The 26,064-nt window shown below is 70.8% G+C and carries 29 protein-coding genes; 11 read left to right on the forward strand and 18 right to left on the reverse strand.

Annotated features, from left to right (window positions below; all coding sequences use genetic code 11):
- Positions 1-93 precede the first annotated feature (93 nt).
- Together ACTWQI_RS20745 and ACTWQI_RS20750 are read right to left on the reverse strand one after the other, a co-directional pair.
- Positions 94-831: an HAD family hydrolase gene (locus tag ACTWQI_RS20745; protein ID WP_443272520.1), complete on the reverse strand. Its 738-nt coding sequence runs from the start codon at positions 829-831 to the stop codon at positions 94-96.
- The gene (locus tag ACTWQI_RS20750) at positions 828-1,715 is read right to left on the reverse strand and encodes a winged helix-turn-helix domain-containing protein (protein ID WP_443272522.1); all 888 of its coding nucleotides are present in this window, start codon (positions 1,713-1,715) and stop codon (positions 828-830) included. Before ACTWQI_RS20750 ends, ACTWQI_RS20745 begins: the two co-directional genes overlap by 4 nt.
- 364 nt (positions 1,716-2,079) lie before the next feature.
- Here ACTWQI_RS20750 and ACTWQI_RS20755 point away from each other — a divergent pair, with 364 nt between their 5' ends.
- Positions 2,080-2,277 (forward strand): hypothetical protein, encoded by a 198-nt coding sequence (locus tag ACTWQI_RS20755; RefSeq protein ID WP_443272523.1) that lies wholly within the window; start codon positions 2,080-2,082, stop codon positions 2,275-2,277.
- Positions 2,278-2,361: 84 nt separating this feature from the next.
- Here the strand turns inward: ACTWQI_RS20755 and ACTWQI_RS20760 are convergent, their stop codons facing one another.
- Genes ACTWQI_RS20760 through ACTWQI_RS20770 form a run of 3 tightly spaced genes read right to left on the reverse strand, consistent with a single transcriptional unit; the run spans position 2,362 to position 5,213 of the window.
- Positions 2,362-3,606: a GNAT family N-acetyltransferase gene (locus ACTWQI_RS20760; RefSeq protein ID WP_443272525.1), complete on the reverse strand. Its 1,245-nt coding sequence runs from the start codon at positions 3,604-3,606 to the stop codon at positions 2,362-2,364.
- Between the two features lie 24 nt (positions 3,607-3,630).
- Positions 3,631-4,626 carry an asparaginase gene (locus ACTWQI_RS20765; RefSeq protein WP_443272527.1) on the reverse strand — a complete coding sequence of 332 codons (996 nt, stop codon included), beginning with the start codon at positions 4,624-4,626 and terminating at the stop codon, positions 3,631-3,633.
- Positions 4,623-5,213, reverse strand: coding sequence for an RsiG family protein (locus ACTWQI_RS20770; RefSeq protein ID WP_443272529.1), 591 nt, complete (start codon positions 5,211-5,213; stop codon positions 4,623-4,625). The genes ACTWQI_RS20765 and ACTWQI_RS20770 overlap by 4 nt, the downstream gene beginning before the upstream one ends.
- A 135-nt stretch (positions 5,214-5,348) precedes the next feature.
- On the opposite strand from ACTWQI_RS20770, the gene dtd reads away from it, so the two are divergent.
- Entirely contained in the window at positions 5,349-5,774 is a 426-nt protein-coding gene (gene dtd, locus ACTWQI_RS20775) for a D-aminoacyl-tRNA deacylase (protein WP_443272530.1), read from the forward strand.
- Here the strand turns inward: dtd and ygfZ are convergent, their stop codons facing one another.
- Both ygfZ and ACTWQI_RS20785 read right to left on the reverse strand, forming a co-directional pair.
- A complete protein-coding gene (ygfZ, locus tag ACTWQI_RS20780) occupies positions 5,775-6,755 on the reverse strand; it encodes a CAF17-like 4Fe-4S cluster assembly/insertion protein YgfZ (RefSeq protein ID WP_443272532.1) in 981 nt (326 codons plus the stop codon).
- Between the two features lie 10 nt (positions 6,756-6,765).
- Complete coding sequence (locus ACTWQI_RS20785; RefSeq protein ID WP_443272534.1) at positions 6,766-7,242, reverse strand: Fur family transcriptional regulator; 477 nt, start codon at positions 7,240-7,242, stop codon at positions 6,766-6,768.
- Between the two features lie 465 nt (positions 7,243-7,707).
- Here ACTWQI_RS20785 and ACTWQI_RS20790 point away from each other — a divergent pair, with 465 nt between their 5' ends.
- Together ACTWQI_RS20790 and ACTWQI_RS20795 are read left to right on the forward strand one after the other, a co-directional pair.
- Positions 7,708-7,914, forward strand: coding sequence for a hypothetical protein (locus ACTWQI_RS20790; protein WP_443272536.1), 207 nt, complete (start codon positions 7,708-7,710; stop codon positions 7,912-7,914).
- On the forward strand, positions 7,911-8,327 hold the full coding sequence (locus ACTWQI_RS20795) for a PIN domain nuclease (protein WP_443272537.1): 417 nt from the start codon (positions 7,911-7,913) through the stop codon (positions 8,325-8,327). Before ACTWQI_RS20790 ends, ACTWQI_RS20795 begins: the two co-directional genes overlap by 4 nt.
- Before the next feature lie 52 nt (positions 8,328-8,379).
- On the opposite strand, the gene ACTWQI_RS20800 is transcribed toward ACTWQI_RS20795, so the two are convergent.
- A complete protein-coding gene (locus ACTWQI_RS20800; protein WP_443272539.1) occupies positions 8,380-8,943 on the reverse strand; it encodes an FABP family protein in 564 nt (187 codons plus the stop codon).
- 277 nt (positions 8,944-9,220) lie between these two features.
- On the opposite strand from ACTWQI_RS20800, the gene ACTWQI_RS20805 reads away from it, so the two are divergent.
- Positions 9,221-9,583: a DsrE family protein gene (locus ACTWQI_RS20805; protein ID WP_443272541.1), complete on the forward strand. Its 363-nt coding sequence runs from the start codon at positions 9,221-9,223 to the stop codon at positions 9,581-9,583.
- Positions 9,584-9,653: 70 nt separating this feature from the next.
- On the opposite strand, the gene ACTWQI_RS20810 is transcribed toward ACTWQI_RS20805, so the two are convergent.
- From ACTWQI_RS20810 to ACTWQI_RS20845, 8 genes are all read right to left on the reverse strand, one after another.
- On the reverse strand, positions 9,654-9,908 hold the full coding sequence (locus ACTWQI_RS20810) for a DUF3099 domain-containing protein (protein WP_443272543.1): 255 nt from the start codon (positions 9,906-9,908) through the stop codon (positions 9,654-9,656).
- 95 nt (positions 9,909-10,003) lie between these two features.
- On the reverse strand, positions 10,004-10,294 hold the full coding sequence (locus ACTWQI_RS20815; protein WP_443272545.1) for a DUF1416 domain-containing protein: 291 nt from the start codon (positions 10,292-10,294) through the stop codon (positions 10,004-10,006).
- 34 nt (positions 10,295-10,328) lie between these two features.
- A complete protein-coding gene (locus tag ACTWQI_RS20820; protein WP_443272546.1) occupies positions 10,329-11,168 on the reverse strand; it encodes a sulfurtransferase in 840 nt (279 codons plus the stop codon).
- Between the two features lie 180 nt (positions 11,169-11,348).
- Complete coding sequence (locus tag ACTWQI_RS20825) at positions 11,349-11,429, reverse strand: Ms5788A family Cys-rich leader peptide (RefSeq protein WP_443272757.1); 81 nt, start codon at positions 11,427-11,429, stop codon at positions 11,349-11,351.
- A gap of 172 nt (positions 11,430-11,601) precedes the next feature.
- On the reverse strand, positions 11,602-12,300 hold the full coding sequence (locus tag ACTWQI_RS20830) for an LmeA family phospholipid-binding protein (RefSeq protein ID WP_443272548.1): 699 nt from the start codon (positions 12,298-12,300) through the stop codon (positions 11,602-11,604).
- A 134-nt stretch (positions 12,301-12,434) separates the two neighbouring features.
- Positions 12,435-13,535 (reverse strand): hypothetical protein, encoded by a 1,101-nt coding sequence (locus ACTWQI_RS20835; RefSeq protein WP_443272550.1) that lies wholly within the window; start codon positions 13,533-13,535, stop codon positions 12,435-12,437.
- 10 nt (positions 13,536-13,545) lie between these two features.
- Positions 13,546-13,809: a MoaD/ThiS family protein gene (locus tag ACTWQI_RS20840; protein WP_443272552.1), complete on the reverse strand. Its 264-nt coding sequence runs from the start codon at positions 13,807-13,809 to the stop codon at positions 13,546-13,548.
- Positions 13,810-13,914: 105 nt separating this feature from the next.
- Complete coding sequence (locus tag ACTWQI_RS20845) at positions 13,915-14,889, reverse strand: alpha/beta hydrolase (protein WP_443272554.1); 975 nt, start codon at positions 14,887-14,889, stop codon at positions 13,915-13,917.
- Positions 14,890-15,163: 274 nt separating this feature from the next.
- On the opposite strand from ACTWQI_RS20845, the gene ACTWQI_RS20850 reads away from it, so the two are divergent.
- Both ACTWQI_RS20850 and ACTWQI_RS20855 read left to right on the forward strand, forming a co-directional pair.
- Positions 15,164-16,000: a response regulator transcription factor gene (locus ACTWQI_RS20850; protein ID WP_443272555.1), complete on the forward strand. Its 837-nt coding sequence runs from the start codon at positions 15,164-15,166 to the stop codon at positions 15,998-16,000.
- Positions 16,001-16,024: 24 nt separating this feature from the next.
- Positions 16,025-17,047 (forward strand): LacI family DNA-binding transcriptional regulator, encoded by a 1,023-nt coding sequence (locus ACTWQI_RS20855; RefSeq protein WP_443272557.1) that lies wholly within the window; start codon positions 16,025-16,027, stop codon positions 17,045-17,047.
- A 94-nt stretch (positions 17,048-17,141) separates the two neighbouring features.
- Here ACTWQI_RS20855 and ACTWQI_RS20860 read toward each other — a convergent pair whose 3' ends face one another.
- Both ACTWQI_RS20860 and ACTWQI_RS20865 read right to left on the reverse strand, forming a co-directional pair.
- A complete protein-coding gene (locus tag ACTWQI_RS20860; protein ID WP_443272559.1) occupies positions 17,142-18,446 on the reverse strand; it encodes an LmeA family phospholipid-binding protein in 1,305 nt (434 codons plus the stop codon).
- Between the two features lie 209 nt (positions 18,447-18,655).
- Positions 18,656-20,467 (reverse strand): bifunctional metallophosphatase/5'-nucleotidase, encoded by a 1,812-nt coding sequence (locus tag ACTWQI_RS20865; protein ID WP_443272560.1) that lies wholly within the window; start codon positions 20,465-20,467, stop codon positions 18,656-18,658.
- Positions 20,468-20,644: 177 nt separating this feature from the next.
- On the opposite strand from ACTWQI_RS20865, the gene mshD reads away from it, so the two are divergent.
- The 4 genes from mshD (at position 20,645) to ACTWQI_RS20885 (ending at position 26,038) form a co-directional block, all read left to right on the forward strand.
- Complete coding sequence (mshD, locus tag ACTWQI_RS20870; RefSeq protein WP_443272562.1) at positions 20,645-21,607, forward strand: mycothiol synthase; 963 nt, start codon at positions 20,645-20,647, stop codon at positions 21,605-21,607.
- Between the two features lie 405 nt (positions 21,608-22,012).
- Entirely contained in the window at positions 22,013-24,241 is a 2,229-nt protein-coding gene (locus ACTWQI_RS20875; protein WP_443272563.1) for an RNA degradosome polyphosphate kinase, read from the forward strand.
- A complete protein-coding gene (locus tag ACTWQI_RS20880; protein WP_443272564.1) occupies positions 24,222-25,595 on the forward strand; it encodes a CHAD domain-containing protein in 1,374 nt (457 codons plus the stop codon). The genes ACTWQI_RS20875 and ACTWQI_RS20880 overlap by 20 nt, the downstream gene beginning before the upstream one ends.
- On the forward strand, positions 25,595-26,038 hold the full coding sequence (locus tag ACTWQI_RS20885) for an NUDIX hydrolase (RefSeq protein WP_443272566.1): 444 nt from the start codon (positions 25,595-25,597) through the stop codon (positions 26,036-26,038). Before ACTWQI_RS20880 ends, ACTWQI_RS20885 begins: the two co-directional genes overlap by 1 nt.
- Positions 26,039-26,064: the final 26 nt, after the last annotated feature.

Here is a 26,064-nt window from a genome sequence, read left to right on the forward strand (position 1 = left end):
GCGCGTTCGATCACAGAGGAGAAGTGGGGTCGAGCTTAGCGGGCGCCGAGTCCGCCGGGCTCCCGGGGCGCGCCCGGACGAGTGAGGGGGCCGTCAGGGGGCGCGTTCTGCCCTGACGGCTTCCAGGACGTACTCGAGCGAGTCGACGACGAGGGCGGCGCCCACGGCATACAGGTCCTCGGCCCGTCGCTCATCGTGGGCGTACCCCAGGAAGGGCACGCCGGCGCGCCGCGCCGCGACGGCGTCCGCCCGCGCGTCGCCGATCATCAGGGACTCCTGGGGCGGGACTCCCAGCGAGGTGAGTGCCCTGGTGAGGCAGTCGGGATGGGGCTTGAGGAGTGCCGGGTCCGCGGCACGCCCGTAGATGTGCGGGCCGAAGCAGCCGGCCAGGTCACGGGAGTTCAGATACCGCCGGGCCGCACTGGCGGCGTTGTTGGTGGTGACGGCCAACCGCCGGTCGACGGCGACCAGGGTCCGGATCAGCGGATCGGCGTACGGGGTCGGTCGCGCACCGGCCGTGGCGTGTTCCTCCTCCACGGTGAGCCTTCGCTCAACTGCCTCGACCAGCTCGCTGCCCCGGCCGGAGGCCCCGACGGCCCGGAGGACGTCATGGGGATCCGCGCTGTGGGCGGCCGCCTCCAGATGCCGGTGCCCCTGTTCCCGCAGCCAGTCCTTGAGTCGCTGGGCGATGCCGGCCGAGGGATGGCCCGCGAAGAGCCGGCAGATGGGTCCGTCGAAGTCGAACAGCACACACCCGGCGTCGCCCAGCAGCTGCTTGAGCCGCACGGTGTCGTCCAGCGTCAATCCCGGGCGCGTCGCGTCACGAGTCATTCAGCGAGTGTGAGGTCCGTGGTGATGGTTTCCCAGAGGGCGTTGAACCACAATTGCGACTGCTCCACAAATGTCCCGTCTTTCGACTCCGCTTCGGTCCGCTGGAACGGGAACAGCATCGACTGCATGCCGAGCGCGTCGAACATCTCGACCGGCTCGTGCTCGATCTCCTCTTCGCGCTGAGTGATCATGTAGTAGCCGAACAGCGCCTCCCGATTGTTGAGGATGTACATCTTCACGGGCGGGGTGAAGGGGAGCGCGCGGAAGGTCACGGACACATCGGTGACCGAGGGCGTACTGCGGAGCGACTGAAGGAACCCGCGCAGTGCCTGCCCCTGGAAGTTGCGCAGGTTGAGCCAGTGCCGGTGCGGCCGGTCATCGCTGTGGTCGCCCACCCGCACGGGAAAGGCGAGGTTGATGTCGCGGCTGGGCAGCAGTACCCGCACCTTCACCGTCTCCGGCCTCAGCAGCCCCGCATGCACCTGGCGGATCGGTTCTGCGAGTGCGATGGACAGGGTCTCGGCGGTCAGGCAGAGGGCGTCGATGCGGACGTGGCGCGCCTCGAACGCCGCGACCACGCGGGACGCCAGACCCACCGTGGCGGGCTGGGGCCGAGGGACGGTGCCGACCTCTCCGGTATGGATCTCCGCGACGGTCGCCGGGCTGCCGCGCGACACATTGGTGAGCAGGTTCTCGTCCTGCAGAACGCGCAGGGCCTGGCGGATCACGCTGCGCTCCACACCGAACTCCTCGGCCAACTTGGCCTGAGTTGGCATACGACTGCCCGGGCGCAGCTCGCCCGAGTGGATCCGCGCCCGCAGTGCCTCGGCGACCTGCAGGTAGGACCGGTAATGACCGTTGAGGGCAGTGCTCTCCTGGCTCACGCGTCAACGTTACAACCGGCGTGCCATCCGGGGGCAGTTGTCGGCCAGCTGTTTCTCGTATGCGCCAACAGGGCACAATCCAGGCAGAGTTGGTCGCCAACTTCTCGAGGATGGTAAAACCACCAGCGAAGTTGGCTGCTTGGTCAGGTGTCACCGCCCGTCCGACGGCGTACGGGCGAATCTCGGCCGCCCTGCGGTGAGATCAGCGAGAGAACCGTTCGGCGAGTGCCGCAACTACCTCGTCCCAACTGCAGGTAAGTCCCGGTGCCCCGGTGCAGCCCGGTCCTGCCGGCACAGCTCCCGTACCGCCCGTTCCGGATCCGTACAGCCGTCGTCGCACCTCCAACCCCGAGGAGGGACCACCATGCCCGAATCCCAGCTCGCGCCCATCGTCGCCCTCCTGCTGGCCGTCATCGTCATCGGCTTCGAGCAGATCGTGCAGTGGCGCTTCGGCGCCATGGGCGTCATCGGGCTCACGCTGCTGGCCATCGGCGTGAAGTCCAGGAACGTCACCTGCAGCTGCATCGGAGCCGTGGTGCTGGCGATGCTGCTCACCCATTGAGCCCGGCCCGGCCCCCACACAGGTGCCGCCGCGCTCGGCACAGGGCCCCGCCCGACACCGGTGCCTCGTTCGGAATCTTCGACCTCAGAAAATGTCGGGGCACCACGGGCGGCTGGAGGTGCGCAACAGCGCGTCCGCACGCGTCGCCGCTCCCGGATGCTCCTCGCGGACCCGGCCGAGCGATGCCAGCCGGACCGCCGACTCATCGCCCAGGTAGAGCGTCCCCAAGTCCCCGACGGTCAGCGTCAGTTCAGCAGAGGCACCGGTCGGGACGCAGGTCGCCCCCTCCGGGGAGGCGTCCAGGCGGAAGCGGCCGGCCGCCAGGCCCGCCGGGTCGTGGACGTCCAGGACCAGGGATCCGGAGCCGGAGTACGTACGGGCCTCCAGGGCCTGCGGTATGTCCAGCAGGCGTATCCAGAGGAAGTCCGCCTGGGTGGTGGTCCGGGCCGCGCGCGGGTTGGGCAGCAGCAGCGGAAGGAGGTCGTCCGGAGCGCGGAGGCCCGAGGTGACCTTGGTGACCCAGTCGATGGAGAGCAGGAAGTGCCACAACGCCCGCTCCGCCTGAGGGGTCACCGCGATCAGATCGCGGACCGACGCTCCGCAGTGCGGCAGTTTCGCTTCCCATGTGTCGTCCGCGGTGTACGTGACAAGGCCCTCGGGCCGGTCCCCCGCCGCCGAGCGGTAGACGGCGTGGCAGGGCTCCGTCCAGGGCTCGGAAGTCAAGCGCAGATCCCCGGTGGCGCGCCGCCACCAGCGCTCGGTGCGGCTGACCGTCCCCGGCCGCTCAGCTCGCAGCCGCTCGTGGACCTCGGGGCCCAGCTTCCGTACATCCGCCCCGTCGATCAGGTCCACCCGACCGCCGTCGTCCGGGCCCGACCAGCGCGGGTCCAGACCCGCCCGGGCCACCTCGACCTGCCACTGGGTGAACCACGTCGCCGGTCCGAAGCCGTACCGACCGTAGATCGGGTACTCCGCGGCGATGAGCGTCGAGAGGACGGCGCCACGCTCCTTCGCCCGGGCCTGATCCGTGGCCATCATCCGGCTGAGCAGCCCGCGCCGCCGGTGCGTGGGGGACACGGTCACATTGCTGACCGCGTTCGCCGCCACCGCCGCACCGCCCGGCACCGTGAGCTCCTGCGCGAAGCTGCGGTAGGTGCCGACACAGCGACCGGCGTCGAACGCCCCCAGCGTCCGGTCCAGGTCGAGGCCGCCGAGCCGGATCCGGACCTCCTCCTCGGAGAACTCCGGCGGCCGCAGGAAGCCGGTGGCCAGGGCACGCAGCCAGTCGGGCAGGTCGGATTCGGCGATCGTACGGATCTCGAGGCTCATGACGGCACGCTAGACCGGCGCCCCTCAGAACGTCGCCCGAATTTCCCCCACCCTGCGCCCACCGCCCAGCAGCGGTGCGTCCGCGATCCGGTCGAGGACGGGCGCGCGGACACCCAACAGCCGCACGGCGCGCGCCAGTACCGGTCCCACGGCCCGCTTGGCACCGTCCTCCACCTTGAAGGCGAGGCCCCGGCCGTCCGCCAGCGCCACCGCCTGCATGGCTTCCGCACCGACCTTGGACAGCGCGCCCGGCACACCCCGCATCAACCAGGTGTCATGGCGCCGGGTGCCGGCCACGAACTCGGGGTGCGCGCGCATGGCGTCCGCGACCCGGTGCTCCGGCCCGCCGGGTTCCGCGAGGACATACGCCCGGAAGGCGCGGGCCAGCCCGGTGAGGGATACGGCCATCAGCGGCGCGCCGCAGCCGTCGACCCCGATGTGCCCGACCTGCTCACCGCTCGCCGCCTCGATCTCCTGCCGGACGAGCTGCTGGAGCGGGTGACCGGGGTCCACATAGCCGGCAACCGGCCAGCCGGCCGCCACGCAGGCGGTGAGCATGGCGGCGTGCTTGCCGGAGCAGTTCATGGCCACGCGATCGGGGGCGCCTCCGGCCGCCGTACGTGCCCGCGCCTCCTCCGGATCGAGCGGCAGATCCGGCGGGTTCCGCAGATCCGCCGGTGTCAACCCCGCCTGCGCCAGCATCTTCTGCACGAGGTCGAGATGAAACTGCTCGCCCGAGTGACTTCCGGTCGCCAGCGCGAGCCGCTCGCCCGACAGATCGGCACCGGCGCGCAGCACGGCCACCGCCTGCATCGGCTTGTTCGAGGAGCGGGGGAGGACGGGTGAGGACACGTCGCCGAGCGCCAACTCGATCCCGCCATCGGCGTCCAGAACGACCAGCGAGCCGCGGTGGACGCTTTCCGTCACGCCCGATCTGACCGCCTCGGCGAGTACCGGCGCCACCGAGGGGCCTTGCGCTATGCCCGGTGCATCGGATGCCGCTGCTGTCCCGCTCGTCATGCGAGCAGGTCGTCCACTTGGGCCTCGCCCGCGCGGTAGCGCCGGGCGATCTCGGCGCTGCAGTCGTCGGCCGTGCGCTGCAACTGCTGCCGCCGTCGGGACACCTGCTGCTCACAGCGCACCAGCCGGCCCAGCGCGCCGAGCAGCTCCTCGTCCGTCCGCGACTCCAGGTCCGACAGCTCCACCTCGGACAACATGGCCTCGGCCAGCTTCCGGTACTCCTCGCTGTGCGGCGTGCCGAGCGTCACATGGCGCGCCGACCGACCCCGGGAGGGGCCGTCCGCGAGGATCTCCGAGAGCCGCTCCACCACCGGGGACTCCGGTGCCGTACGTCGTGCCTGCTCGGCGCCGAGGATGTCGATCCGCCCCTGCAGCAGCCTGCGCACATAGCTGAGATCCGCCTCCTCCTGCTGTGACTGGCGGCGCAGCGAGCGCAGTTCGGGCAGCCGCAGCCCGCGGAGGTCGTGCCGCGGTACGTCGGGCAGCGACGCGGTCCGCTGGGTCGGGGGGCGGGTCGCGGCGGTGGTCGTCGCCCTGTGGGCAGTCGGTACGCGACCGGGTGTCTGCCCGGCGCCAGGTGTACTCATGTGTCTTCAGTCCCCTCGTTCGGTACGCAGTCGCCGACGCGCACCGGCTGCAAGCATCGTGCCACTCGGCGCGAGGCCTGCGCATGGGTACCGCACCGGAGAGGACCCGGACGGCCGCAGGGCATCATGGTCCGTATGCGTGCTGTGGTGCAGAGAGTGAATGGGGCGAGCGTCGTCGTCGACGGAGAGACCGTCGGGGAGATCGTCGGGCCGGGCCTGTGTGTGCTGGTGGGGGTCACGCACGCGGATACCAAGGACAAAGCGGCCCAACTGGCCCGCAAGCTCTGGTCGATGCGCATCCTGGAAGGCGAGAAGTCCTGCTCGGACCTCGATGCACCCCTCCTGGTGATTTCGCAGTTCACTCTCTACGGTGATGCTCGCAAGGGCCGCCGTCCCACCTGGAACGCCGCCGCACCCGGGGAGATCGCCGAGCCGCTCGTCGACGAGGTCGTCGCACAGCTCCGCGCCCTCGGTGCGCAGGTGGAGACGGGCCGCTTCGGAGCGTTCATGAAGGTCTCGCTCACGAACGACGGCCCGTTCACGGTGATCGTCGAGGTCTAGCTACGGCTCGACGACGACCTCTTGCGCGGCTGCCGTCGCGTCCGCGATGAGCTCGGCGTCCACCGGCACGTTCCGCTTCACCAGCGCCAGTGCGATCGGCCCCAGCTCGTAGTGGCGCGCGGAGGTCGTCACGAAGCCCAGCTGCCGACCCTCCTGGCCATCCGCCGCCAGCCGCACCGGTGCGCCGTGCGCGGGGAGCTTCACCTCGCTGCCGTCCAGGTGCAGGAAGACCAGCCGCCGCGGCGGCTTCCCCAGGTTGTGGACCCGGGCCACGGTCTCCTGGCCGCGATAGCACCCCTTGTCCAGGTGCACTGCCGTGCTCAGCCAGCCCAGCTCGTGCGGGATGGTCCGGTGGTCGGTCTCCAGGCCGAAGCGGGGCCGGTGCGCCTCGACCCGCAGCGCCTCCAGCGCGAGAACGCCGGCCGCCGGTCCGGCCGCCGCCGCGAAGGACTCCAGGTCCGGGCGGGGCAGGAAGAGGTCCCGGCCGTGCGGGGTCTCGCGTACGACGACGCCTTCCGGCGACTCGGTGATCGAGCCGGCGGGAAGGTGCACCACCGCGTACTCCCCCGTCGCGTCCGTGATCTCCACCCGGTAGAAGAACTTCATGCTCTCCAGGTAGGTGATCAGGTCGCCCTGCGTACCCGGCTCCACGTGCGCCCAGGTCGTCTCGCCGTCGTCCACGAGGTAGAGCGCATGCTCGATGTGGCCGTGGGCGGAGAGGATCAGCGCCTCCGTGGCCTGGCCGGGTGGCAGCTCGCTCACGTGCTGGGTGAGCAGGAGCTGCAGCCAGCTCAGCCGTTCCGGTCCGGTGACCGTGACGACCCCGCGGTGCGAGAGGTCGACGAAGCCGGTGCCGTCGGCGAGTGCGCGCTGCTCGCGGAACAGGTCGCCGTAGTGCGCGGCGACGCCCTCGTCGGGGGCCTCAGCGGCGACGGCGCCGGGCAGCGACAGCAGAGGGCTCGCGTATGGATGTTGCAGCATGCGGATAAGCCTACGGTCCGGTAGGTGGCGGTCCGCCGGTATCGGCCGCGCCCGTCCGGCCGGTGCCGGTCCCGGCCGTACAGGCGGCGCACCGCCCGAAGATCGCGAAGTGCTTCATATCGGTGTCGAAACCGAAGCTCTCGCGCAGCCGCTCGGTGAAGGCCGAGGCCACCGACACATCGGCCTCGATCACCTCCGAGCAGTCCCGGCACACCAGGTGGAGGTGGTGGTGGCGGTCCGCGAGGTGATACGTCGGCGCCCCGTGCCCCAGATGCGTATGGCTGACCAGCCCGAGCTCCTCGAGCAGCTCCAGCGTCCGGTAGACGGTGGAGATGTTCACCCCGCCCGCGGTGCGGCGCACCTCGGTGAGGATGTCGTCGGGTGTGGCGTGCTCCAGCCGGTCGACGGCCTCCAGCACGAGCTGGCGCTGCGGGGTCAGCCGGTACCCGCGCCTTCTGAGGTCGCTCTGCCAGTCGGTGGTCACCACACGGCCAGTGTAGGAGGCGGCCAGGCGATCTCCCCGTCGGGCGGGGCGGCGACGTGCGTACGTCGTCGACGCGTCGTCGCGATGCCCCCGTCGTAACAAGGGGTCCGCCGATTGCTCCCCGGCGAAACACCCGCATGGTTTCTCTTCGGGGATGGTCGGTACCGACACAGACACGGGTTTCCGCGTGGCGCGGACGGCAGGGCCGTGGTGTGTGCTGACGGCGGTGCTGCTGATGATCTTCTCCGGGGAGGCGAGGACGATAGCGGCGCGGATCGTCAGAGGGTCTTCTCGTGGCGCGGCAGGCTCATCGACACAGAGGGACGAGCTGATGGTGACGGCGAAGGCGACGAACGCGGACCTGGCTTTCAGGCGAGGCATGGAATCCATCGAAGCCATCTCGGGGTATCGATAATCTGGGGAAGTGGATATCCCGATTCCCGTCAGTTGGATGGAGGGAGTGCTGTCATGGCGAAGACCAGCGTGGACATCGACCCGGAGAAGCTCGCCCGAGTCCGGGAGATTCTCGGCACGGAGACCCTCAGGGAAACCATTGACTCCGCCTTTGGCGAGGTCATAAGGGTCGCGGCGGTCAGAGAGCTCGTACGGTCTGCGGAGGATGGGGCGTTCTCCGCGCTGCTGGAGCCGGACGCCGAGGAGCGCATGTGGGGGTGACGTCCTATCTCATCGACAAGAGCGCCCTGGCCCGCCTCCACCTGCCCGCCGTGCGTGAGGTGCTGGTGCCCCTCATGGAGCGCGGTCTGGTGTTCATGTGCGGTGCCACGCGGGCTGAGGCGCTGTTCTCCGCGCGGAACGCCGACGATCGGCAGCGACTCAAGGCGCAATTGTCCGCATCCCTGCGCTGGGCGGACACTCCGGACGATCTGTGGACGCGCGTCGATGAACTTCAGGGCGCGATGACCGCGAAGGGGCAGCACCGTTCAGCGTCGATCGCTGATCTGATCGTGGCTTCGACGGCGGACGCCCTGCGGTTGACGGTGCTGCACTACGACAACGACATCGAGACGATCGCCAAGCTGACCGGGCAGCCGACCCGGTGGGTGGTCCCGGCGGGCTCGGTGTCATGAGGGCCTGGCCGGAGCAGACAAGCGGCGGGCCGCCACATCGGCGCCGCCGAGGTCACTTGAAGAACGCGATGCCGTCGTCCGGCAGGTCCTTCACGTCCTTGGCCCACTCGCGCGGGTCGACGACCTTCTTCAGGTGTGCCGACATGTACGGGCGCAACTCCACCTCGGGCGTGGCCTTCTCACCGACCCACATCAGGTCGCCGTTCACATAGCCGTACAGCCGCTTGCCGCCCGAGTACGGACCGGATCCTGCGGTACGGGCGACGGCGTCGGTGACCAGGTCGATCTGCGGCTTCTTCGCAGCGAGGTCCCCGTACCAGATCTCGGCCACGCCCTGGTCGCGCACCATGACGACCTCGACCTTGCGGTCCTTGTCGATCCGCCAGTACCCGGTCTCCGTCTCCAGCGGGCGGACCTTCTTGCCCTCGCCGTCGAGAGCCCAGGTGTGGGAGACGTACTCGAGGAAGTCCCGGCCGTCGTGGGTGAAGGTGACCTCCTGACCGAAGTTGCACTTGTCGGCCCCGGGGAAGTCGAAGACCCCCGCGCCCTCCCAGTTGCCGAGGAGGAAGGCGAGGGGCACCAGGTCCGGGTTGAGGTCGGACGGGATCTCGATCATGAGCTCAGGCGATCTGTAGAGAGCGGGATTACGTCAGGTCAGCGCTGGCCCTGGTACAGCTTCTTCACGGTCAGGCCGACGAAGCCGACCACGCCGACGCAGACCAGAACCAGCATGACGGTGAAGAATGCCTCAAGCACGGAGGGCTCCTGGGACGGGTGAGGGTTTACGGGGCCGCGGCCGAGTTTAGTCGGCGGCTGTGGGGGCGGCGCCGCGAGGTCGGGCGTACCCCTGGTACGCCTGATCCGGCACGCGGTGTGCCGCCTAGAGTGGGCGCATGGCGAAGAAGCTCGTGATCAAGGTGACGGCCGGTGCGGACGCGCCGGAGCGGTGCTCGCAGGCGTTCACGGTGGCGGCGGTCGCCGTGGCGAGCGGTGTGGACGTCTCCCTCTGGCTGACCGGTGAGTCCTCGTGGTTCGCCCTGCCCGGACGCGCGGCCGAGTTCGAACTGCCGCACGCCGCGCCGCTGCCCGACCTGCTGGACTCGATCCTCGCGGGCGGCCGGATCACCCTCTGCACGCAGTGCGCCGCCCGTCGGGAGATCACGGAGAAGGATGTCCTGGAGGGCGTGCGCATCGCGGGGGCGCAGGTGTTCGTCAGTGAGGCCCTGGGCGGGGACACGCAAGCGCTCGTCTACTGACGTTCACCGATCGGGTCCCGGCGGGCCTGGTGTCGGCCTCGCACGAGGTCCCTGAATCGGCTGCCGGCTGTCAGCGCCGCTTGCCGTCGAGCTCCTCCCACCAGAGGTCGGACTGCTCGTCCCCGGTGGGGTCGTCCCACCAGCGGTCGTCCGGCCCGCGACGGTTTGCAACGATCGCCGCAACAGGCGGGATGATCATGGCGATGAGGCACATCGTGACGGCCGCCGGGACCGACCAGAGCCGTACCAGACCCCAGGCCAGGACGAAGAGCGTCAGGCACAGTCCCATGAGGGCGAAGTACCGCCGTCGCCGCCGCGCGTACATAAGTCCAGCGTACGACCGGGTGCCGGGCGTCCCGGCACACGGCGCGGCCGCACGGCAGGAGTGCCGTGCGGCCGCGCACGAGAGATTCGTCGCCGTCAGACGGTGATGTCGACCTCCGCCGCCGCACCCTTCTGGGCGACGACCGTACGGTCCACGGTCGCGCCCGGCACGAGGGCGCGCAGCGTCCAGGTGCCCGGCGCCGCGAAGAAGCGGAACTGCCCGGTCGCCGAGGTCGGGACCTCGGCCGTGAACTCGCCGCCGCCGTCGAGGAGACGGACGTAACCGGAAATGGGCTCGCCGTTGCGGGTCACCGACCCCTGGATGATGGTCTCTTTGGCCACGTCAACTCCTGCCAGTTCCGGGCCGCCGGCCTTTGCTCCACACATGCGCTTCTCGTCCTTCTCGGGAGGGGTCGGGGGGTTAGCTGTTGGCGCCGAGCTCGATCGGCACGCCGACGAGGGAGCCGTACTCGGTCCAGGAGCCGTCGTAGTTCTTGACGTTCTCGACACCGAGCAGCTCGTGCAGCACGAACCAGGTCAGCGCGGACCGCTCGCCGATCCGGCAGTACGCGATGGTGTCCTTCGTCAGGTCCACCTGCTCCTCCGCGTAGAGCTCCTTGAGCTCGTCGTCGGACTTGAAGGTGCCGTCGTCGTTGGCGTTCTTCGACCACGGGATGTTGCGGGCGCTGGGCACGTGGCCGGGGCGCTGCGACTGCTCCTGCGGAAGGTGCGCCGGGGCGAGCAGCTTGCCGCTGAACTCGTCGGGGGAGCGCACGTCCACCAGGTTCTGGCCGCCGATCGAGGCCACGACGTCGTCGCGGAAGGCGCGGATCGAGGTGTCCTGGGCCTTGGCCTTGTACTCGGTGGCCGGGCGGGTGGGGACGGCCTCGACCAGGTCGCGGGAGTCCAGCTCCCACTTCTTGCGGCCGCCGTCGAGCAGCTTCACGCTGTCGTGGCCGTAGAGCTTGAAGTACCAGTAGGCGTAGGACGCGAACCAGTTGTTGTTGCCGCCGTAGAGGATGACCGTGTCGTCGTTGGCGATGCCCTTCTCCGACAGCAGCTTCTCGAAGCCCGCCTGATCGATGAAGTCACGGCGTACCGGGTCCTGGAGGTCCTTCTTCCAGTCGATGCGGACGGCGTTCTTGATGTGATTCTTTTCGTAGGCCGAGGTGTCCTCGTCGACCTCGACGACGACCACCTTCGGGTCGTCGATGTGGGCCTCGACCCAGTCGGCGTCCACGAGGACGTCGCTGCGGCTCATGTTCTTCTCCTCCGGGACTGGGGATCCCCCAGGTGAAGGCCTAGGGGTGCGCATGGCGGTTGCGGTTGCGGCTGCGGTGCGGGCGCGCTCCTGCACGGAGGCGTGGCGCCTGTGCGCCCGCTTCGATGGAGCGGGGGTGGCCCGTCAGGGGCCGGCGGAAAGCGGAGTCGGAGCACCCGCTCAGAACATGCGACAGAGCATGGCGGCGACACGGCAAAGATCGACTGCCCGTCGCTTCGTGAGATTCGCCTGTCGCTTCATGGGTCAGATCGTAGGGAGGCGCGGGCGGGCGTGTCACCGGTGTGTCGTATGGTGAGACGCGATCGTCCGTGATTCGGGACGGTGGCCCCTCTTTCTCGCAACACGGCGGTGCCTCGTCGCCGTACGGCCGGGGCGTATCCGCCGAGCGGACGACCGCGTCTCGCTTTCCGGACTAGCCGGCGAGTTTCACCTGATTGCCGGTCACCGAGATGTCGACGCCGCTCCTGGTCGCTTCGACCGTGTCGAGCGCCAGGCCCTGCGGCAGGCCGCTGATGTCCCGGTCGTAGTCGATGAGTTTGCGAATCGCCCGGCGCACCAGCGCGATGTCCGATCCCGGGGCCTCGATGTCGTCCGCCCGCACCCGGATCGTGTCCCCCTCGGCGACGCTGACCGCGCTGATGGCCGTTCCTGAGATGCCGCCGGGGAACTCTCCGGTGATCTTGACTCGGCCCTGCCCGGCCTTCTCCCCCGCGTAGCCGATGGTCAGTCCGGGAGGCGCCGCGCTGGAGAGATCCCGGTACGAGATGCGTACGGAACCGGAGGCGGATGTCGCGGTGGCCGAGGAGAAGTTGTTCTCGAGCCGTACATCGAGCAGCCGGGCGTTCATCTCGGTGACCCGGATCCCCTGCCCGCCGGCGCTCGCGGTGATCCCGTCGAGGGTCACGTCGACCTCGTCCAGGCGCTGGTCCGCGACCTGTGTCAGGAACGGGAAGCCCTTGATCGACACTTGAGGGCTGCCTGAGAGGTTTTGGCTGCTACGGAGCTTCTCCGCCGCCTCGTCCTCGGCGAGGCCGACCGCGAGGCGGTCGGCCGCCACGAACAGGCCCCCCAGAACCACGGCGAAGATCAGGACTATTCGCAGCGCACGCATTCGACAGCTCCCCACCCTCTCGAGCAGACCCCCTGCGGGCCCCCGTTGCAGCCCCCTGGTCCCGGGCCGTCGCCGCGAGCCTACGGGAGGTTCACCCGGCCGTCCGGCTCACCTGATGGGCGTGATCAGTACAACTAGCCGACGGCGCGGCCCAGGATGTAGACCGCGGGCGCCGCCATCGCGAGCGGAAGGGCCACCCCCGCGGTCAGGTGGACAAAGCGGGACGGGTAGTCGTAGCTCGCCACCCGCAGCCCGATCAGCGCGCAGCCTCCTGCCGCGGCGCCGAGCAGTGCGCCGGACGCACTGGCACCCAGCAGCCCGCCGACCGCGACGCCCGCCCCGGTGGCCGCGATCAGCGCCAAGACAGGGGACAGGTACGGCGGCAGCCGCAGCGCGCGGGTCACGGTCGCCACGGCGACGGCGGCGGCGCCGATCACCACCGCGTCCTCGGATGCGGCGGATGCGGCGAGGTGGCCCGCGGCGAGGACGGTGAAGGCGGTGGACGCGACCCCTGCCGTCAGCGCGTACAGCCGCTCGTCCGCCGAGCTGGGGGTGCGCAGCTGCAGGATCAGCACCAGCAGGCACCAGATGCCGAGGGTGCCGAGCGCCACCGTCGGGGCGTGCTCCCGGCCGGTGGCGAGCAGGGCGATGTCGGTGGTGACGCCGCCCGCGAACGCGAGGGCGATGCCCTGCCGGGCGGGCCACATACCGTTCAGCCGGTACCAGCCGGCCGCGGTCACGGCCTGGAGCAGCACGACGGCGGCGGCGAGCGCGGGGCGAGCGAGGGGTGCGGTGAGCGCGAGCAGCGCGGCCATCCCCGCGGTGAGCAGGGCGGGCTGCATCCCAGGCGGGATGATCGGCGACCGGCCTTCGGCGCGGGCCCGCTGGGCGGGTGTCAGGGGCAGGGCACCGGGCGGTACGAGATGCTCGGCGGCGGGCCGGGCGGCCTCGGGGCGCGGTGGGGCGGGGTACGTGAAGTCCGGTTCCTGCGCCCGCGCGTGCGTCGGCGGCAGATGCGCGGTCTCTGCGTACGCGGAGTGGTGGTGCTGGTGCTGCTGCGGCTGGTCGTCCCACGTCCGGCCCTCCCAGGGCTGGGTGGACGACTCGTCGAAGACCGAAGGGCCCGGAGGGGAGGCGTACGCGTCGTAAGGCGACTGCGCGTACGGCTGCTGGGGCTGGTGCTGCTGCTGGTACGGGTCGTAGGGCCCGTACTGGTTGTGCTGCTGGTCGCTCATGGACGTGAGCTCACCCTCCTGCGAACGGCGGGAGCACCTCGACCGTGCCGCCCTCGGCCAGTGTCACCGTGTCATGGCTGCGGGCGCCGACCGGTGCGCCGTCCACCAGAAACGAGCTGCGGAGGAGCACGCGGGCGAACTCCGGACGCTCGCTGTGCCGCCGCCGCGCCGTCTCGAGGGCGTCGGCGAGGGTCGTCGCGTCGTACGGCTCCTCGGCGGTGCCCGCCGCGGCCTTGGCCGCGGCCCAGTAGCGGATGGTTCCTGCTGCGGCCATGGGCGGCTCCTGTCGTGATCTACGGCGTCCGCGTACGGCACCCGCGCCGGTGCCGTCCTCCATGATGGCCCCTCCGCCGGGCGGTGCCGCGCAACCGGTCGGCCGTCAGCCGGTCCTCAGGGGTAAGGCGCTGCTCAGCCAGTCGCCGATGCGGTGCAGGAGCTCCGGCTCCGCCGCGTTCTCGGCGTGGCCGAGGCCGTGCTCGATCCACAGCTCGGCCGCACCACCCGAGGCGTCGGCCAGCGACTGCGGGTGGTCCAGCGGAAAGTACCCGTCCCGGTCGCCGTGGACGATCAGCAGCGGCGTCGGGGCGATCAAGGGCACCGCCTCGACCGGGGACAGCGGCACGGGGTCCCAGTCCTTCGGGTGGATCCGGGTGCGCAGCCCGTAGCGGACGACGAGCCTGCCAGCGGGGCGGGAGATCATCCAGTGCAGCCGCCGCATCGGCGCCGTGCCCCGGTAGTACCAGCGGGCGGGGGCGCTCACCGCGACGACCGCGTCGGTATGGGGGCACGCCCCCCGGCCTGCGGCATGGGGAACCCCAGGGGGAGCGTCGGCCCCGGGAGAGCCGAGTGGGTACGTGCTCGCCGCGCGCGCTTCCGTGCGCCCCCGGTGCGCCGGGCGGCTGAGCGCGGCGTGCCGGATCGCGACCGAGCCGCCCATGGAGAACCCAACCGTCGCCACGCGCGCGTGGCCGAGCGACCGGGCCCAGCGCACCGCGGCGGCGAGGTCGAGCACCTCGCGGTCGCCGACCGTGGACCGCCCACCGGACCGCCCGTGGCCCCGGAAGGAGAACGTGATCACGGCTGCGTACCGGGCGAACTCCCACGCCACGCGCCGTACGGCCGGCCGGTCGAGCGAGCCGGTGAAGCCGTGCGCGATCACGATCACGAGGTCGTCCTGGCGGGCACCGGAGCCCTCCGTCGAGCCGGTCGCGGGCGCCACGCGGGGCTCGTACGCGGCTTCGATCCGCACCCCGTCGTCGGTCAGCAGCGTCACGCGCCGGGGGGTCGGGCGGCCACCCGAAGTGATCGAGGGAACACCAGGCCGCGTGAACTGGGCATCCGGTTCGGAACACATGTGGGCTATCCTGCTGGACAGGAGGATCCGGGCAGCGACGCCCCCGGGTCCTTTCGTGCTTTAAAGCACACCTGCGCGGATGAGCGCGGATGTGCTCCGAGCGCCGGTGTGCTCCAGGCACGGGGCCGCCACGTACGAAGCAGTGCCGCGATGAAGCAGTGCCGCATTGTCCTCGCAGGGACCGAGGAGGAACTGACGTAATGGCCAAGCGATCCGTGCCGGACCGAACCATCCGAACCTGTGACCACGACCCCATGACCGAAAGGGGCCGTCGATGAGTTCTCTGCTGCTTCTCACGAACGCCCTGCAGCCCTCGACCGAGGTGCTGCCCGCGCTCGGCCTCCTGCTGCACAACGTACGCGTCGCGCCCGCGGAGGGCCCGGCCCTGGTGGACACCCCTGGCGCCGATGTGATCCTCGTCGACGGGCGGCGCGACCTCCCACAGGTCCGGTCGCTGTGTCAGCTGCTGCGCTCCACCGGACCCGGCTGTCCGCTGATCCTGGTCGTGACCGAGGGCGGGCTCGCCGCCGTCACCGCGGACTGGGGCATCGACGACGTGCTTCTCGACACGGCTGGTCCGGCCGAGGTCGAGGCCCGGCTGCGGCTGGCCATGGGCCGGCAGCAGCTCTCGGCCGACGACAGCCCGATGGAGATCCGCAACGGCGATCTGTCGGTCGACGAGGCGACGTACAGTGCCAAGCTCAAGGGGCGGGTGCTTGACCTGACCTTCAAGGAGTTCGAGCTGCTGAAGTACCTGGCGCAGCACCCGGGTCGGGTGTTCACCCGGGCGCAGCTGCTCCAGGAGGTCTGGGGCTACGACTACTTCGGCGGTACGCGGACGGTCGACGTCCATGTGCGGCGGCTGCGGGCGAAGCTCGGTCCGGAGCACGAGTCGCTGATCGGGACCGTACGGAACGTCGGCTACCGCTTCGTCACGCCGGAGAAGGGCGAGCGAGCGGCGGAGCGGGCGGCCGAACGGGCGGCCGAACGGGCTGCCGAGCGGGCCGCGGTGGACGTCACCGAGGCTGTCCGGGCCGAGGAGAGCACGGAGGGCCTCGACGGTGCGGGAGACGACCTGACGACAGCTGCCGCCCGCCCGGCCAGGGGGTGAATCATCCCGCGTAGACTGCCCGCCGTGGCCAAGGTGACGCGTGATGATGTGGCAAGGCTGGCGGGTACCTCGACCGCCGTCGTCAGCTATGTCATCAACAACGGTCCGCGGCCGGTCGCCCCGGCCACCCGTGAGCGGGTCCTCGCCGCGATCAAGGAGCTCGGCTACCGGCCGGACCGGGTCGCGCAGGCGATGGCCTCTCGCCGGACCGATCTCATAGGCATGATCGTCCCGGACGCGCGCCAGCCGTTCTTCGCGGAGATGGCGCACGCGGTGGAACAGGCGGCGGCCGACCGCGGAAAGATGGTCCTCGTCGGTAACTCCGACTACCTGGACGAGCGGGAGGTCCACTATCTGCGTGCCTTTCTGGGCATGCGGGTGGCCGGGCTGATCCTGGTGAGCCAGGGCCCCAGCGAGCACGCGGCGGCGGAGATAGACGCCTGGGACGCGCGCGTGGTGCTGCTGCACCGCCGCCCGGACGCGATCGACGACGTGGCGGTCGTGACCGACGACGTGGGCGGCGCGCAGCTCGCGACCCGGCACCTGCTCGAGCACGGTCACGCGTACGTGGCGTGCCTCGGCGGCGTCGAGTCCACGCCGGTGGTCGGCGACCCGGTCACCGACCACGTCCAGGGCTGGCGCCGAGCGATGCGGGAAGCCGGGCGGTCGACGGAGGGGCGGCTCTTCCAGGCGCCCTACAACCGCTACGACGCGTACCGGGTTGCGCTGGAGGTCCTGTCCGGCGCCGAGCGACCACCCGCGATCGTCTGCGCGACGGACGACCAGGCGATCGGCGTGCTGCGGGCGGCACGGGAGCTGCGGATCGATGTGCCGGGCGAGCTGGCGGTCGCCGGGTTCGACGATGTGAAGGAGGCGGCGCTGACGGACCCGCCGCTGACGACCGTGGCGTCGGACCGCGAGGCGATGGCCCGGGCCGCGGTGGACCTGGTCCTGGACGACGGTGTGCGGGTGCTCGGCTCGCGCCGTGAACGGCTGAAGCAGTTCCCGGCGGCGCTGGTGGTCCGCCGGTCGTGCGGCTGTGGCTGACCCCTCCCCCGGCTCCGCCGCCCGCCTGACGGGCAGGCGGCGGAACCTCTGACGGCCGGGCCCCGTCCGGCCGCTCATGCCTGGGGCAAGGACCTCAACGCCCCGCCGCGTCGCCGAACGGGAGGTCCATGCCGGACAGGTCGGCGCGGATGCCGTCCCGCTCGACCGAGACGTTCCGCAGACGCACATACCCGGGCACGTCCGGCAGCTGGAAGGAGAGCGACAGCCGCTCGGACAGCTTCGGCTGCGTCAGCCCCTTCAGCCCCGAGACGATTGCCGGATCGATGCCGACCTTCTTGAGCAGCCATGGGTGGGCGACGACGACATCGACGAGATTGAGCCGCATCACCTTCTCCACGAACCGCGGCGCCCCCGTGACCTCCTGCAGCCGTTTCTCGCTGCGCAATGCCTCCGCGACCGCCTCCGGCGGGATGCCCAGGCGCCTCGCCAGCGACGGCACCGACAGCAGCGCCTTCGCCTGTGCCGCATCGCGCCTGACGCGATCCGCCGCCTTGCGGGTGAGCCGGACGCCGGAGTCGGAACCCCTGCCCGGGCGGTACGTGGCGACGTCGGCGATGTCGAGACGCATACCGGTGATCTCGGTCTCGATGCCCCGGCCGCCGACCCGGCGGATGTGCGCCTCCGCGCGCATCCGCAGCTCGTGGCCTGCCACCGGCAGTTTCCCGACCGCGAGCACCGAGTCCCGGCCCTGTTCGGTGAACTCGACCTGAGATGACCCGAGTTCTCGGTTCAGGTCGTCGAAGGAGAGCAGCACATCGCCGCGCATCCGGCCGATGACGGCGCCGCGAATGGAGGTGGGCAGCCCACCGCTGAGGCGGATGTCCTCGGCAGTGGCCTCGACCTTCGCGAGGGAGACGCGGTCGGCCGCGACGTCCGGAATGGCGACGTCCACCTTCTCCAGGCGCTTATCGGTCGCCTGGGTCAGGAAGGGGAAGCCGTGGATGGTGACTTCGGGCTCGGCGGCCAAGTGGAGGGAGTCCTTCAGCTTCTCCTGGGCTTTCCCCTCCGCGTACAGAACGGCCCATCGGTCGACGACGGTCAGGAACAGCGCACCCACGAGAAGGGCGACGACCGCCTTCAGGGCCATCGGCAGGGCGGCGAATCTGCCACGCCGCCCCCGCCGGTGGTTGGGCGGCAGCCAGTAGTCGTCCTCGTCATCGTCGTCGGGGTGCAGCCCGAGGCCGAGGGGATCGATCTCGTCGATATCAGGGTCGAAGGCGGAGTCGACGTCATGTGCGAAGCCGGGTTCCGAGAGCGGCTCGAAGCCGTGGTCGGGTTCCGGATCGGCGAGCGCCGCGAGATCCTCGTACGGATTGCGCGAGACCAAGTCATCGGCGGAGCCATTGCGTTGCGCAGGTATGCGTGTGGGGGGTCGCATCGCAATATCCGATCACGAAAGGTACCCTCCAGCGCAAGTTTTGCCGGTGCTCCTCGGCCAGTGCGTGCGAACTCACACCGTGCTCCGGGGCGCCGGCCCTGGGAGGTACCTCCTGGGGGCACCCCCAGAGGACCTCCGCCGGGCCGGCGACGCTTTCGTATCAAGCGGCCGGCACCAACCGGCCGGCACCAACCGGTCGCACCAACCGGTTACTTCACGACCGTGATCCGGTCCGCCTTCGGCGGGGCCAGCGGCGCGCTCGGCGAGGAGTGCGCGGCGAAGTAGGCCGTCAGAGCATCCAGGTCGGCCGCGCCGACCAGCTTGTTCTTGCCCTCCTTGAAGACCGGGAAGCCGTCGCCACCGCCCGACAGGAACTCGTTCATCGCGACGCGGTAGGTCTTGGCGTCCTCGATCGGGGCCCCGTTCAGCTTCACGCTGTCCGTGACGATCCGGTCCGCGCCCGACTTCGTCATGTCCAGCGTGTACGTGAAGCCCTTCGACACCTGGAGGATCTTGGGGGAGGCCTGGTTGGGGCCGCTGACCTGCTGCCGGAGCGCAGTGATCAGCTGCGCGCCGGTGAGGTCGATCGTCGTCATCATGTTGGTGAACGGCTGCACGGTGAACCCCTCGCCGTACGTCACCACGCCGTCGCCCTCGCTGCCCGAGGCCTTGTACACCAAGTCGGAACGGATCCCGCCCGGATTCATGAGCGCGATCTGCGCCGCGCCCTTGTCCGCCGGAGCCGTCGCCTCCAGCTGCGCGTCGGCGATCAGGTCACCGAGCGGCGACTCGGGCGTCGTGGCGCCACGGCCCAGGATGTCGGCGGCGATGTGCCCGATGGGCCGGTTGGCGACGGGCGCCGCCAGCTTGTTCCAGCGCTGGATGAGCGCGGTCAGGTCGGCGGCCTTCGGCTGGTCGCGTCGCACGACGTGGTTGGCCGACGCGACGGACGTGCGCACGATGTCCTGGGTGCGGCGGTCGTACGTCAGCGTCGTGTCCGTGTAGAGCTTGCCGTAGGAGGACGCCGAGGTGACCATGCGCGGCTGGCCGGAGGGGTCGGGGATGGTGCACACGTACGCCTGGTGGGTGTGGCCGGTGACGAGTGCGTCGACCTTCGGCGTGATGCCCTTGGCGATGTCGACGATGGGACCGGAGACGCCGTCCCCCGGCCCGGGGCTGTCGCAGTTGTAGTTGTACGCGGCGGAGGCCGGGGCGCCGCCCTCGTGGATGAGGGCGACGATCGACTTCACACCACGGCGGTCCAGCTCCTTGGCATACTTGTCGACGGTCTTGATCTCGTCATGGAACTTCAATCCCTTGACGCCGTCCGCGGAGACGATGTCCGGGGTGCCCTCGAGGGTCACGCCAATGAAGCCGATCTTGACGCCCCGGTGCTTCCAGATCGTGTACGGCTTGAGGATCGGCTTGCCGGTCTTCTCGTCCGTGACGTTGGCGGCGAGGTAGGGGAACGCGGCGCCCTGGAAGACCTTGCCGTCCTCGTAGCAGCCGTCCTTGGGGTGGCAGCCGCCCTCCTGGATGCGCTCCAACTCCTTGCGGCCCTCGTCGAACTCGTGGTTGCCGACGCCGGCGACGTCGAGGTCGAGTCTGTTCAGCGCCTCGATGGTCGGCTCGTCGTGGAAGAGGCCGGAGAGCAGCGGGCTCGCGCCGATCATGTCGCCGGCCGCGGCGGTGACGCTGTAGCGGTGGCTCTTGCGGGCGGTGCGCAGCGACGTGGCGAGGTACTCGACGCCGCCTGCGTCGATCTTCTCCGTGCTGCCGTCCGGGTGCTGGTGGACGACCTGGCCGGCGGAGCCGGCGGGGGGCTCGAGGTTGCCGTGAAAGTCGTTGAAGGAGAGCAGCTGTACATCGACAGTGCCGCGGTGTCCAGGGCCATCGCCGTGCTTCGTGGTGTCGGCACCGGCTGGTATCGCGGCGGACAGCACACCGGCCGCCGCGGCGAGCACCGCCGCACCGACCGTCAAGCGGCGGGTGGCGCGCCGCCGTTGAGGTGTCGCTGGCATGAGTTCCCCTTTGTGGACAGCGAGATGAGAGCTGGGCGTGGTGGTCGAGCCCCAGTTCGAGGGCAGCCTACGGTCAACGCGCGTAGCGTGTCAGGACGGACGAGGTAACGAGCCGGTTGCGGACGGGTGGCCACGTCACTCGGAGACGGCGGAACGGCTGAGTCGTAGGCTCTGGGCATGAGCAACGTGGTGGACGGGACGGGCGCGGTACGGCGGATCGAGGTCCTCGACGAGGTGTCGCCCGACGACGTGCGGGACGTGACCGTGCTGCTGGAGGAGGCGGCCCGGGTCGACGGACAGCAGGCCGTGTCCGAGCACGGCCGGCTGCAACTGCGCGGCGGACGCCGCGAGGGCGTACGGCACCTGCTGCTGCACGAGATCGACGACGAGGGTGACGACGAGGGCGGCCGGGTGCTCGCCGGTTACGCGCAACTGGAGGAGACCGACCCGGTGGAGGCGCCGGCCGCCGAGCTGGTCGTGCATCCCGCTCACCGCGGTCGGGGGCACGGACGCGCGCTCGGCGGCGCACTGCTGGCCGCCTCAGGCAAGCGACTGCGGATGTGGGCGCACGGCGGACATCCGGCGGCCCGGCACTTGGCGCAGGTGCTGGGACTGACGTTGTTCCGGGAACTGCGGCAGATGCGGCGGTCGCTCGCCGATCTGGCGCTCGGCGAGCCCGTGTTGCCGGTCGGCGTGACCGTACGGACCTTCCGTCCGGGCGGGGACGACGCCGCGTGGCTCGCGGCCAACGCTGCCGCCTTCGCGCACCACCCCGAGCAGGGCTCGCTGACCCAGCGGGACCTGGACGACCGCATGGGGCAGGACTGGTTCGACCCGCGGGGCTTCTTCCTCGCCGTACGGCAGGAGCCGGACGGGGAGCGGATCATCGGCTTCCACTGGACGAAGGTCCACGCAGCGGAACGGCTCGGCGAGGTGTACGCGCTGGGTGTGGTCCCGGGAGCGCAGGGTGGCGGTCTCGGGAAGGCGCTCACCGCGATCGGGCTGCGGCACCTGGCCGCGGCGGGTCTGCCGACCGCGATGCTCTACGTGGACGCGGACAACATCCCGGCGGTCACGGTCTACGAGCGCCTCGGCTTCACCACATACGAGACCGACCTCATGTACCGCACGGAGACCTAACGGCCATCCGGCCCGGCAGCAGCCGCCCCCGCGGGTGGGCAGTCGTTCCGCCTGGGGGCACCTCCCAGCGTTAGCTGGGGGAGGAACGACTGCCCACAAACCGGGGCTCGCGGCGGACGGCGGGGGGCCGGGTGGCACCCGCTGCGGGGGCGCGGAGGGTCCCGGGCCGGGCGCCGGGCGCTTACGGTGCGCCTCGTCGCGGGGCTGCCACCCGGGCCCGGGACACCCCCGCGAGGGGGCGCGATTGCCTGGTCGCCATGTTCGCGTTACCGGCGATTCAGACTCGCTTGCGAGCATCACTGAATGCAGCCCGCTGTGCCGAATTTTCCGACCAGACGGCTCCGAGCCGCGCCCCCACCGCTGTCCGATGCGCCCTTTCGCGCCGCCACGCGGAACAATGAGGACATGAACGACTCCAGCGCTCCGGCACCGGTCCAGCACGTTCAGCCCTCGGTCGGTTCCATCGCCGCGCACCGCCCCCACACCGTGGCCGCGGCCGTCTCCGACCTGGAGCCGGACCTGGACGCGGATCTCGACGGGTACGACCACGACGGCGAGGCGGGCGAGCTGCCCGAGAACCGCTTCCTGGACCGTGAGCGCAGCTGGCTGGCCTTCAACGAACGGGTGCTGGAACTCGCCGAGGAACCGGCGACCCCGCTCCTCGAGCGCGCCAACTTCCTGGCGATCTTCGCCAGCAACCTGGATGAGTTCTTCATGGTCCGGGTGGCCGGTCTGAAGCGCCGGATCGCCACCGGAGTGGCCACCCGATCCGCCTCCGGCCTGCAGCCCCGCGAGGTCCTGGACCTGATCTGGACCCGCTCGCGGGAGCTCATGGCCCGGCACGCCGCCTGCTTCCAGCAGGACGTGCTCCCCGAGCTCGCGGACGCCGGGATCCACCTGATCCGCTGGCCCGAGCTGACGGAGAAGGAGCAGGCCCGCCTGTTCACCCTCTTCCGGCAGCAGATCTTCCCGGTCCTGACCCCGCTGGCGGTCGACCCGGCGCACCCCTTCCCGTACATCTCGGGTCTCTCCCTCAACCTCGCCGTCGTCGTGCGGAACCCGGTCAGCGGGCATGAGCACTTCGCACGTGTGAAGGTGCCACCGCTGCTCTCCCGGTTCCTGGAGGCGTCGCCGCAGCGGTACGTGCCGCTGGAGGACGTGATCGCGGCGCACCTGGAAGAGCTGTTCCCGGGGATGGAGGTGCTCGCCCACCACATGTTCCGGGTCACCCGCAACGAGGACCTGGAGGTGGAGGAGGACGACGCCGAGAACCTGCTGAAGGCCCTGGAGAAGGAGCTCATGCGGCGCCGCTTCGGGCCGCCGGTGCGCCTCGAGGTCGAGGAGTCCATGGCCCCCGAGGTCCTGGACCGGCTGGTCCGCGAGCTGAAGATCTCCGAGGCCGAGGTGCACCCGCTGCCCGGACCGCTCGACCTGACCGGCCTCTTCGGGATCGTCAAGCTGGACCGGCCGGAGCTGAAGTACCCGAAGTTCGTGGCGGGCACCCACCGCGACCTCGCCGAGGTGGAGTCGTCACAGGCGCCCGACATCTTCGCGGCGCTGCGCGAGCGGGATGTGCTGCTGCACCACCCGTACGACTCCTTCTCCACCTCGGTGCAGGCCTTCCTGGAGCAGGCCGCCGACGACCCGGACGTGCTGGCGATCAAGCAGACGCTCTACCGGACGTCCGGCGACTCGCCGATCGTGAACGCCCTGATAGACGCGGCGGAGTCCGGCAAGCAGGTGCTGGTCCTGGTCGAGATCAAGGCGCGCTTCGACGAGCAGGCCAACATCAAGTGGGCGCGGAAGCTGGAGGAGGCCGGCTGCCATGTCGTCTATGGCCTGGTGGGGCTGAAGACGCACTGCAAGCTGTCGCTGGTGGTCCGGCAGGAGGGCGAGACGCTGTGCCGCTACAGCCACGTCGGCACCGGCAACTACCACCCGAAGACCGCCCGGCTCTACGAGGACCTGGGGCTGCTGACCGCCGACCCGCAGGTCGGTGCGGACCTGTCCGACCTCTTCAACCGGCTGTCCGGCTACTCGCGCCGTGAGACCTACCGCCGGCTGCTCGTCGCCCCGAGATCGCTGCGCGACGGCCTGATCCAGCGAATCAACAAGGAAGCGGCGAACCAGCGCGCCGGGCGCCCCGCGTACGTCCGGATCAAGGTGAACTCGATGGTCGACGAAGCGGTCATCGACGCCCTCTACCGGGCCGCCCGGGCGGGCGTACCGATCGACGTCTGGGTCCGCGGCATCTGCGCGCTGCGGCCGGGCGTCCCGGGTCTGTCCGAGAACATACGCGTGCGCAGCATCCTCGGGCGCTTCCTGGAGCACTCACGGATCTTCGCCTTCGGGAACGGCGGCGAGCCGGAGGCCTGGCTCGGGAGCGCGGACATGATGCACCGGAACCTCGACCGCCGGATCGAGGCCCTGGTGCGGGTGAGCGACCCGGCTCACCGAGTCGCTCTCAACCGGCTGTTGGAGACCGGAATGTCGGACAGCACCGCCTCCTGGCACCTCGGCCCGGACGGCAACTGGACGCGGCACGCGATGGACGGGGACGGACAGCCGCTCCGGAACGTGCAGGAAATGCTCATTGACGCGCGGAGGCGCCGGCGTGGCCAAGCGAAACCTTGACCCTGCGGGCGGCCACGGGGACCCCGGCCCTCGCGAGACGTACGAGCGAGGCGAGGCGCACGGGGCACAGCGGTCGGCCGGAGCGGTTGGCGCATCCGGTGGTGGCGGGGCCCGGGTGCTCCTGGAAGGGCTTCCGGACGCTCTCACCGCACATGATGTGCTGGCCGGGCATCTGCATGCGCAGGCCGCCGAGTTTCTGCGCAGCCTGCGACTGCACCGCGAGAGCGGTGCGGACGCGGAGGAGGCCGTCGAGGCCGCCCGCCAGATGCGGCGCTCCGCGCGGCGCATCAGCAGCGCGCTGCACGCCTTCCGGCCGCTGACCGACCCGGAGTGGGCTGACCAGCTGCGCGCGGAGCTCGTCTGGCTCTCGGGCACCCTCGCTCTCGAGCATGCCTACGCGGCCAGCCTGGCCCGGCTCCGCTCCGCCCTGCAGCGGCTCTCCGGTGCGGACGCGGGACGGTACGGGGCCGCGGGCGCCGATGCGGAAACCTTGAGCCGCGCCGACATCGAGTGGTACGAGCCGTACGAGGCCGGGCCGGCCGTCACGCTGACGGGAGCCGATCCGGTGGGCGGGGAGCCCGATCCCGCAGGGGCGGTGTCCGGCGAGCCCGACGGTGCCGGCCCGGCCGATCCCGATGCGGATTCCGCCGATCCGGGCGGCGCGGCACCGAGCACGCCCGCCGCCGCCCTCACCGTCGGAGCCGCACGCGCCGGTGCACTGCTCGACCGCCAGCTCACACTGGCCCGGACCCGGGCCCACTCCGCGGCTCTGCAGGCGCTCGGCTCGTCCCGCTTCCATGCGGTCGCCGACGCGGTCGCCGTGCTCGCCTCGGAGGCGCCGCTCGATCCGGCGGCTGCCGAAGGACCGGCCGCCGAGATGCTGGAGCCGCTCGTCGAGCAGATGCACCGGAGGCTGGTGGAGGCGGTGGACGGCCTGCCGTTGTACCGCGCCGGCCACCCGTACAACGCGGAAGCGCTGGTCCACGGCCTCGCGGCCACCGCCGCGGCCGACGCCCCGCCCGCGACCGAGCAGCAGGATGCGCCCTGGCACCAGGTGCGGCTGCTGGTGCGGCTGCGCCGGTATGCGCAGGAGGTACTGGACGCGGCGTATCCCGCGGAGGCGGCCGATGCGTCCTTGCTGAGCGTGCGGTTGCGGAGCACCGCCCAGGTACTGGACCGGCACCACGACGCCGCCGAGGCCGCGGCCGCTGCCGCCGCAGCGGCTCGTACCCCACGGATCGCTCCGGCGACGGCGTACGCACTCGGCGTCCTCCACGCCGACCAGCGGCACGACGTCGAGGCGGCCCGCTTCGCTTTCGGCCGGCTCTGGCAGCGGATGTCGGTGAATGCGTGATGGCGGCGGGGGCCGACAGCGGGACCGTGCGGGCCGCGGGCTGCGTCCTGTGGCGGCGGTCCCCGCACGGCGCGCAGCACGGCCCCGGCCCGGGGATCGAGATCGCATTGGTGCACCGGCCGAAGTACGACGACTGGTCGCACCCGAAGGGCAAGCTGAAGCGGGGCGAGGATCCGCTGCGGGGCGCGCTGCGGGAGGTGCACGAGGAGACGGGCTACGACTGTGAGCCGGGTCCGCGCCTGCCGACCGTGCGCTATGCGGTGAGTGGGCGGCCCAAGGAGGTCCTCTACTGGGCCGCCGAGGCCACCGAGGGTCACTTCGTGCCCAACCATGAGGTGGACCGGCTGATCTGGCTGGCTCCTGCCGCGGCCCGCCTGCGCGTCACCCATGAGCACGACCGTGTCCTGGTCGATGCGCTGCTCGACAGCCTGCGGATGGCCTGACGCTCCTGCTGCGGTCCCCGTTTCAG

The organism is Streptomyces sp. KR80 (assembly GCF_052245555.1).
Taxonomy (GTDB): Bacteria; Actinomycetota; Actinomycetes; order Streptomycetales; family Streptomycetaceae; genus Streptomyces.

What these genes read in the sequence shown, in the direction of transcription:
- ACTWQI_RS20755 (WP_443272523.1), top strand. Translation starts at nt 2,080, where the DNA reads ATGCCCGAATCCCAGCTCGCGCCCATCGTCGCCCTCCTGCTGGCCGTC.
- ACTWQI_RS20745 (WP_443272520.1), bottom strand. Translation starts at nt 831, where the DNA reads ATGACTCGTGACGCGACGCGCCCGGGATTGACGCTGGACGACACCGTG.
- ACTWQI_RS20835 (WP_443272550.1), bottom strand. Translation starts at nt 13,535, where the DNA reads ATGAGCGACCAGCAGCACAACCAGTACGGGCCCTACGACCCGTACCAG.
- ACTWQI_RS20825 (WP_443272757.1), bottom strand. Translation starts at nt 11,429, where the DNA reads ATGAAGCGACAGGCGAATCTCACGAAGCGACGGGCAGTCGATCTTTGC.
- ACTWQI_RS20805 (WP_443272541.1), top strand. Translation starts at nt 9,221, where the DNA reads ATGGCGAAGAAGCTCGTGATCAAGGTGACGGCCGGTGCGGACGCGCCG.
- ACTWQI_RS20845 (WP_443272554.1), bottom strand. Translation starts at nt 14,889, where the DNA reads ATGTGTTCCGAACCGGATGCCCAGTTCACGCGGCCTGGTGTTCCCTCG.
- ACTWQI_RS20830 (WP_443272548.1), bottom strand. Translation starts at nt 12,300, where the DNA reads ATGCGTGCGCTGCGAATAGTCCTGATCTTCGCCGTGGTTCTGGGGGGC.
- ACTWQI_RS20760 (WP_443272525.1), bottom strand. Translation starts at nt 3,606, where the DNA reads ATGAGCCTCGAGATCCGTACGATCGCCGAATCCGACCTGCCCGACTGG.
- ACTWQI_RS20885 (WP_443272566.1), top strand. Translation starts at nt 25,595, where the DNA reads ATGGCGGCGGGGGCCGACAGCGGGACCGTGCGGGCCGCGGGCTGCGTC.
- ACTWQI_RS20820 (WP_443272546.1), bottom strand. Translation starts at nt 11,168, where the DNA reads ATGAGCCGCAGCGACGTCCTCGTGGACGCCGACTGGGTCGAGGCCCAC.
- ACTWQI_RS20765 (WP_443272527.1), bottom strand. Translation starts at nt 4,626, where the DNA reads ATGACGAGCGGGACAGCAGCGGCATCCGATGCACCGGGCATAGCGCAA.
- ACTWQI_RS20770 (WP_443272529.1), bottom strand. Translation starts at nt 5,213, where the DNA reads ATGAGTACACCTGGCGCCGGGCAGACACCCGGTCGCGTACCGACTGCC.
- ACTWQI_RS20790 (WP_443272536.1), top strand. Translation starts at nt 7,708, where the DNA reads ATGGCGAAGACCAGCGTGGACATCGACCCGGAGAAGCTCGCCCGAGTC.
- ACTWQI_RS20840 (WP_443272552.1), bottom strand. Translation starts at nt 13,809, where the DNA reads ATGGCCGCAGCAGGAACCATCCGCTACTGGGCCGCGGCCAAGGCCGCG.
- ACTWQI_RS20800 (WP_443272539.1), bottom strand. Translation starts at nt 8,943, where the DNA reads ATGATCGAGATCCCGTCCGACCTCAACCCGGACCTGGTGCCCCTCGCC.
- mshD (WP_443272562.1), top strand. Translation starts at nt 20,645, where the DNA reads ATGAGCAACGTGGTGGACGGGACGGGCGCGGTACGGCGGATCGAGGTC.
- ACTWQI_RS20860 (WP_443272559.1), bottom strand. Translation starts at nt 18,446, where the DNA reads ATGCGACCCCCCACACGCATACCTGCGCAACGCAATGGCTCCGCCGAT.
- ACTWQI_RS20810 (WP_443272543.1), bottom strand. Translation starts at nt 9,908, where the DNA reads ATGTACGCGCGGCGGCGACGGCGGTACTTCGCCCTCATGGGACTGTGC.
- ACTWQI_RS20865 (WP_443272560.1), bottom strand. Translation starts at nt 20,467, where the DNA reads ATGCCAGCGACACCTCAACGGCGGCGCGCCACCCGCCGCTTGACGGTC.
- ACTWQI_RS20850 (WP_443272555.1), top strand. Translation starts at nt 15,164, where the DNA reads ATGAGTTCTCTGCTGCTTCTCACGAACGCCCTGCAGCCCTCGACCGAG.
- ygfZ (WP_443272532.1), bottom strand. Translation starts at nt 6,755, where the DNA reads ATGCTGCAACATCCATACGCGAGCCCTCTGCTGTCGCTGCCCGGCGCC.
- ACTWQI_RS20875 (WP_443272563.1), top strand. Translation starts at nt 22,013, where the DNA reads ATGAACGACTCCAGCGCTCCGGCACCGGTCCAGCACGTTCAGCCCTCG.
- dtd (WP_443272530.1), top strand. Translation starts at nt 5,349, where the DNA reads ATGCGTGCTGTGGTGCAGAGAGTGAATGGGGCGAGCGTCGTCGTCGAC.
- ACTWQI_RS20815 (WP_443272545.1), bottom strand. Translation starts at nt 10,294, where the DNA reads ATGTGTGGAGCAAAGGCCGGCGGCCCGGAACTGGCAGGAGTTGACGTG.